A 6,777-nucleotide genomic window follows, 5' to 3' on the forward strand; every position below is an offset into this window, starting at 1 on the left:
CGTCGGGAGAGTGCGGCAGCTCATTCCCGGCGGAGGGATTGGCCGGGGTTGCAGGTGTGGCCGGGGTAGCAGGCGCGGCGGGAGCGGCAGGAGTAGCAGGGGCAGCCGGAGAGGGCGGCGTCTGCTTGGGCGCGAGGTCCTTATCGTCCAAAATGTCACGCATGGCCTTTTCAGTCAGCTTGCCGCCTTTATCCACCGGCTTCATGCGCTCAATTCGCACCGTTGACAGTTTATAGCCCAGGTCGGACAGGCGCAGCACCGAATCCTGATTTTCCGGCTTCAGGAACGAAATAGCGTAGGCGATGGAAAGCTCCAGCGTTCCGGCGTCATAGCGGGCGCACACGTCCTTGGTGGCTTCAGACAGGCGCAAAAGGCGGTTGAGCTTGCTCACCGTCATGCCCATTTCCTTTGCCAGCGCCTCGTCCGTATTCAGCGCCGGGGCGCCGGGGTCGTTCTTCTTCCGGCGGCCCGCCTTGCGCTTCATGCCGTCCATCTTCATCCTCAATGCGCGTGAGAGGTCATAGCTGCTGATCTTGGGGCGGTGCAGGTTGCTGTCCGCCACCAGGATTTTCGCGTCGTCGTCGTCGATCCGCTGGATAATGGTGGGGACGGGATAATTTAAGATCGTGGCGATGATATGGCGGCGCTGGCCGGAAAGGATCTCAAGGCCGCCGCCCTCCTTGGGACGGGCAAGCACGGGGTCCTTTACGCCGGTCAGCTCAATAGATTTTTGTAACTCCAGGAAGTCCTCGGCCTCCCGGTCCACGGAGAAGTTGTTGAACTCGGATTTTTCCAGATAGCCAGGGTGCAGGGTGATGAAATGGGATTCACCCTCTTTAGGAATGGGCAGGTCGTTGAGCGCCTTATCATCCGGGGGATTCAGGCGGGGGTCGAACACCTGTGTAATGGCCGTGCCGGTAGGACCGCTGGCGGCGGGGCCGGTGGGCGCGGCGGCGGGCTTAGTCTTGGGGAAGTCAACAACTTTCCCATCAGGAGACTTGCCCTTATCCTCCTTGCCGGGAGCAGCAGCGGGGGCCGGAGCCTCGCCGGGCTTCTTGCCCTCGTCGGCGGCCTTGCCCTTATCCTCCTTGCCGGGAGCGGCGGCAGGGGCCGGAGCCTCGCTGGGCTTCTTCCCATCGTCAGCGGCCTTGCCCTTATCCTCCTTGCCGGGAGCAGCGGCAGGTGCCGGGGCCTCGGCGGGCTTCTTGCCCGCGTCGGCGGCCTTGCCCTTATCGTCCTTACCGGGAGCGGCGGCGGGGGTCGGGGCCGCGCCGAGCTTCTTACCCTCGTCAGCGGCCTTGCCCTTATCCTCCTTGCCGGGAGCGGCAGGGGCCGGGACCGCGCCAGGCTTTTTACCCTCGTCGGCAGCCTTGCCCGTATCCTCCTTACTGGGAGCGGCGGCGGGGGCCGGGGCCGCGTCGGGCTTCTTGCCCTCGTCGGCGGCCTTGTCCTTATCCTCCTTGCCGGGAGCGACGGCGGAAGCCGGGGCCTCGCCGGGCTTCTTACCCTCGTCAGCGGCCTTGCTCTTATCGTCCTTACCGGGAGCGGTGGCGGGTGCCGGGGCCGCGCCGGGTTTCTTCCCATCATCGGCGGGCTTGGCCTTATCGTCCTTGACGGGCGCAACGGCAGGGGCCGGGTTCTCGCCGGGCTTCTTGCCGTCAGCGGCGGGCTTGGCCTTATCGTCCTTGGCGGGAGCGGCGGCAGAAGCCGGGACCTCGCCGGGCTTCTTGCCCTCGTCGGCGGCCTTGCCCTTATCCTCCTTACCGGGAGCAGCGGCAGGCACAGGAGCCGGAATGAGCTTGCCGGGAACCGTCTTTTCCGCGTCAGGCTGATTCCTGCGGCGGAAATACTCCACGGCCTCCTTTTCAGTCATGTCATACACCAGCGCCGGAATATCCGTCTTTTTTGCCAATTCACTGGCCCTCCGGCGGCGAAAACCGGCCACGATCTGGTACTCCCCGTCCTCACGCAGACGGAGAATTACCGGGTTCAGCACGCCGCTGGACTGGATACTGCTGACCAGTCCGCCATAGGCGCGGTCCGGCGCGGGGGTCGGATTCACGCCCGGCAGGTTGTGGATTTTTGCCAAAGGGATGATCTGCGCCTGGGTTGCGGTGGGGGCTCTGCTGTTTTCATTTGCCATTTACTTTCCTCCAATTTTTCATATTTGCTAAAAATGCGTCCCACGGTGGGACGCATTTCTAACCGAAGTCATGCCGCACGGCGGCGGAATAGTAAGGGCCTATCGTCACCGGCGCGTTATAAAGCGCCGTGAGAAGATAGGCCCGAATGTTATGGATTTTGGTAGTCGTGTTTTTCAGAGAGTCCATGATGTACTCGATGTGGGTGCGATCCAGCCGCCAGAAGCGGTCTTTCACCGCCTCCGTAGGCAGGGTGTCGCCCCCGATTCGTATGGTGGGGGCCGTGCTGCTCACGATCTCTACCATCAGCTCCAAAAGGCTCTCTACCTCGTCGCAGGGATAATCCTTTCGCAGTAGGTCATAGTCGATTAACTCTTTCAATTCCTCTCTGCACTCGTATCTATCAATCGTCCCCGGCCTGGGAGGCCGTGATGGAGGGATAGATGGATTTGTATAGCTAAAATCAGTTTGATTTATATTATTATAACTTGCGTCGGCTTTTCCGATGTCTGCACCTCGGCTTTTCCGAAGTCTTGAAGTCTGAAAATCCGAAGTCTGGACTTCTGGAAAGTCGAAGTCTGCACCTCTGGGGTAGGGTGGCGGCGGTGGGGCCGGGGTAGGAGCCGGTTCCGGCTGGGGCGGAATAGCGCGGGTGGTAAACCGCTTCACGAAGATTTTCGTCGGCTTGCCCTGGCCCTGCTTGATCCGCTCAATCAGGCCCACGCCCTTTTTCGTGTCAAGCTCTGCCAACATTTTCAGCGCCTTATCATGGCCGCAGCCCATGTCCTCCTGTATCTCGTCCACGGTATAGTAGATGTAGACGCGCCCTTGCTCGTCGTACCACCCGTTCCGGGCGGAGAGGCCCATGCGGTCAAGCAGCATACCGTACAGCAGCTTGGCGTCTGTGCTTACGCGCTTGAATTGCGGGTTCGTTATGAGCTGGCGGGGGATTCTAAAAAAGCTGAATTGGGATGATTCATCCCCGAAGAAATATTCAAAGCCTACACTGTCCGGCATGGCCGCTACCTCCTTGTGGGCATGAAAAAAGCACAATCCGTCGGATTGTGCTTTTTTCGGGGTGTTCAGTTTTGTCAAGTAGATGGACTTCTGCGGTGACTACCTCTAATTATAAGGTTTTTAGTCTCGTTCTTTATCGGTAGCCACCTCAAGGCCGACCGTTTCAGCGGCTGCGGCCAGCGACATCGTTGTCATGGCCAGCCGGACGCGGTACACTAAAGGCATAGCTTACCGTTTATCCGGTTGCCCCCCAGAAAGCTGGGCACGGCCATGAACAGGCAGCCCGGCAGGATTCCTGCTCCCCCCCCACCTTGACAAAGGCAGGTAGGATGGTATAATAACACCATAGAAAACGGGCGCAGCCGGTTGACGGTTACCCCCTAGAGGCGTGAGGCAAATGACCGTTATCATGTAGGAGTGAGGGCGGTCATTTTTTTGCATATCTGAACGGTCAGGCCGGCAAATGCAATGCGTGCAAGCAGGAACTGAAACACATCCCCATATGCAACCCTTTGCACCACCGCCCTTCCATGGGATCGGTGGGAATAACCGCCAACCGCGCGGCATGGCTGCGCCTGTTGGCATGATACCACACCAACAAAACACACCGTTTACTGTACGGCGGTTGGGGACGGGAAAGGGATATCGTTTATGTGTCAAAATATAAGATGCGCTTGGGCGGGGGATCTCCCCATATACATTGATTACCACGACAACGAGTGGGGACGGCCTGTACATGACGACAATAAGCTGTTTGAAATGCTGATTTTAGAAGGGATGCAGGCCGGGCTAAACTGGATTACGGTGCTCAAAAAAAGGGAGGCTTTTCGAGAAGCATTTGACGGCTTTGACCCGGGCAAAGTTGCCCTTTACGGCCCGTCAAAAATAGAAGAGTTATTGTCAAACGAAGGGATTATCCGAAACCGTCTCAAAGTGAACGCCGCCGTGACAAATGCCAAATTGTTTCTAGAGGTCCAAGAGCAGTACGGAAGCTTTGATAAATTCATATGGGCTTATGTGCATTACACCCCGATCCAAAACCACTGGAAGCAGATAGAGGAGATACCAGCGACAACGCCGCTCTCGGATCAAATCAGCAAAGACTTGAAAAAGATGGGGTTTAAGTTTGTCGGCTCAACAATCATCTATGCATTCATGCAAGCTACCGGCATGGTAAATGACCACGTGACCAGTTGCTTTGCCTATCAGCAGATGGGCACGTAAGCCCCTATCCCTATATAGAAAATTTTCAATTCTAATAAACGAATTGTTGCGTCCATAATGCGTCACTTTGATTGCTCCGCTATGGTATTTCATTTTGCCATAAATTTTTCTTGTTTCGCGTGAGGTATAAATATGATATATGAAAAAGGCATTGATCTATCAATATTTGAACCCTATAAGATTAACTGCGAAAGTTGTACCGGATTATGCTGTGTTGCTCTATTTTTTTCAAAATCAGATGGATTTCCTAAAGATAAAAAAGCTGGAATAGCTTGTAAAAACCTTCAACCCGATTATAAATGTAAGCTATATTCACAATTATCGAAACATGGGCTAAAAGGTTGTATGGCTTATGACTGTTTTGGTGCAGGGCAGTATATTACCCGCTATATCAAGGGTTTTCCAAACTGGCGCACTATTTCCCAAAAAGAAGCTGAACAAATATTCAATTCGTTTTTAGTTGTTATGAGAGTACATCAAACGCTTTGGTACCTATCACAATGCTTAATATTACAGTTGCCCCAGCCCGAAAAGGAAAAGGCAAAACTGTTAATTGATGAGGGAAATATGTTGATAGATATATCGTTGGAAAGGCTGGCTGTTTTAGATACCCAACCATTTTGCGAGAAGTCCAACAACTATCTCAAACATATTTGCACAATATTTAAGTCATATTTTTCAAATTCAAGTAAAGTATCCTGTAACAATTATATCGGGAAAAATATGAAACAAAAAAATCTTACAGGAAAAGATTTTAGTATGTCCTTACTGATTGCGGCTAATTTAGAACAAGCAAACCTATATGGAGCAAATTTTTTAGGCTCTGATACACGGGATACAAATATATGCAATACCGATTTAAGCCAATGCTTATTTTTGACGCAAATACAGATAAATAGCGCAAACGGGAATAATAAAACGGTCCTTCCTCCATACTTGCAAAAACCTAAAACATGGGACGTAACCTAAAAAACGTTTTTTTATACCCAAGAAAAACCCCGCCTCAGTGCTGCCAACACCAAGGCGGGGCATTTGGGGCCGATATAAAGATAGGCTCCAAACATCTACCCCTCTTTTACCATGCTTAATTACGGTAAGAAAGGGGTATTTTTATGCCTAGAATGAAAAAAAGGGGCTGACGGCTATTACCGTCTGAACTTCACCTTTGAAGGGAAGCAATACTGCGTCCGCAGCAAGAACCAGCGGCAACTCGCCATCAAGAAGCAAGAGAAGCTGGACGAACTGAGAGCCGGGCACAAGCTGATTAGCCCGGGCACCACAGTAATGGATTGGGGCGCAGAATGGCTCAAGACGTATAACATCGGCCTATCTGCCGGGGCATTGCGTCGGCTCCGGACTAACCTCGCAAAATACATACAGCCTGAGATCGGGTACATGTGCGTAAAGGACGTACGGCCTGTACATTGCCAGCGTATCCTGAACAACATGGAGGGCTTGGCAAAGGATACTGTTAAGAAGGCACGCAGCCAGCTCTACAACATGTTTGAAGCGGCCATGGACAACAGCCTCTGCACGACAAACCCCGCGTCAAAATTAACAATGCCCCAAACAGCGGAACCAGGCACGCACAGGGCGATTACAGAGCGTGAACGCCAAATTATACTTGAGGCCGCGAAAACGCATCCTGCGGGCGCGTGGGTGCTCACGCTGCTCTATACCGGGTTGCGCCCTGAGGAATCCATCGTACTGCGCGGCGCGGATTTACACGCATACCGGTCAGGACATGGTCGAACAAGCAGACCACCTATTGACACAGCTGCACAGTCCCACTGTTAGTCCCAGTTCTGCCACGCAGCGATACGCAGTCAAACGCAGCGTCATGCAAGCGCTGAAAAAAGCACACCTACCGAAAAGCAAAACTATATCAGCCGGTTAAATACAAAAAAGCACTGTCAAACAGGCGATAAACCCATCTAAACAGTGCTTTCCGTTTGGAGCTGTTGACCGGGATTGAACCGGTGACCTCATCCTTACCAAGGATGTACTCTACCGACTGAGCTACAACAGCGAATGTGGCGACTCGGAAGGGACTTGAACCCTCGACCTCCGGCGTGACAGGCCGGCGCTCTAACCAACTGAGCTACCGAGCCACATTTTGTATATCAGAAACGGCCTTGCGCCGTGTCCTTCCTTGGCAGGGGCAGTAGGGATCGAACCCACGGCACGCGGTTTTGGAGACCGCTGCTCTACCAGCTGAGCTATACCCCTATGTCGTTGTATACGCCCTTCCGAACCCCTCCGGCAACCTGCTGCCTGCAAGGGTCGAAATTGGTGGGCCTTCAGGGATTCGAACCCGGGACCGACCGGTTATGAGCCGGTTGCTCTAACCAACTGAGCTAAAGGCCCATATCTTCCGTCTCGCGTCCTTAACCAG

General features: G+C 53.8%; 5 protein-coding genes and 4 tRNA genes. 3 read left to right on the forward strand and 6 right to left on the reverse strand.

Annotation, left to right across the window (positions count from 1 at the left end; genetic code table 11):
* A partial coding sequence (locus CZ203_RS00420; RefSeq protein ID WP_087064163.1) for a ParB/RepB/Spo0J family partition protein occupies positions 1-2,143 on the reverse strand: 2,143 nt, incomplete at its 3' end.
* 58 nt (positions 2,144-2,201) lie between these two features.
* Positions 2,202-3,236, reverse strand: coding sequence for a DUF6017 domain-containing protein (locus tag CZ203_RS00425; protein WP_235847417.1), 1,035 nt, complete (start codon positions 3,234-3,236; stop codon positions 2,202-2,204).
* Positions 3,237-3,809: 573 nt separating this feature from the next.
* On the opposite strand from CZ203_RS00425, the gene CZ203_RS00430 reads away from it, so the two are divergent.
* The 3 genes from CZ203_RS00430 (at position 3,810) to CZ203_RS15405 (ending at position 6,179) form a co-directional block, all read left to right on the forward strand.
* Positions 3,810-4,382: a DNA-3-methyladenine glycosylase I gene (locus tag CZ203_RS00430; protein WP_087064165.1), complete on the forward strand. Its 573-nt coding sequence runs from the start codon at positions 3,810-3,812 to the stop codon at positions 4,380-4,382.
* Positions 4,383-4,514: 132 nt separating this feature from the next.
* On the forward strand, positions 4,515-5,351 hold the full coding sequence (locus CZ203_RS00435) for a pentapeptide repeat-containing protein (RefSeq protein ID WP_087064166.1): 837 nt from the start codon (positions 4,515-4,517) through the stop codon (positions 5,349-5,351).
* Positions 5,352-5,666: 315 nt separating this feature from the next.
* Positions 5,667-6,179: a phage integrase central domain-containing protein gene (locus CZ203_RS15405; RefSeq protein ID WP_087064167.1), complete on the forward strand. Its 513-nt coding sequence runs from the start codon at positions 5,667-5,669 to the stop codon at positions 6,177-6,179.
* Between the two features lie 156 nt (positions 6,180-6,335).
* Here the strand turns inward: CZ203_RS15405 and CZ203_RS00445 are convergent.
* The 4 genes from CZ203_RS00445 to CZ203_RS00460 all read right to left on the reverse strand — a co-directional run bounded on the left by CZ203_RS00445 (position 6,336) and on the right by CZ203_RS00460 (position 6,749).
* Positions 6,336-6,411: transfer RNA gene (locus CZ203_RS00445), tRNA-Thr, on the reverse strand.
* A gap of 5 nt (positions 6,412-6,416) precedes the next feature.
* Positions 6,417-6,493: transfer RNA gene (locus CZ203_RS00450), tRNA-Asp, on the reverse strand.
* A 42-nt stretch (positions 6,494-6,535) separates the two neighbouring features.
* Positions 6,536-6,611: transfer RNA gene (locus CZ203_RS00455), tRNA-Trp, on the reverse strand.
* A gap of 61 nt (positions 6,612-6,672) precedes the next feature.
* Positions 6,673-6,749 (reverse strand) — tRNA-Ile (locus CZ203_RS00460).
* Positions 6,750-6,777 lie beyond the last annotated feature (28 nt).

Source organism: Intestinibacillus massiliensis, assembly GCF_900155735.1.
Taxonomy (GTDB): domain Bacteria; phylum Bacillota; class Clostridia; order Oscillospirales; family Butyricicoccaceae; genus Intestinibacillus; species Intestinibacillus massiliensis.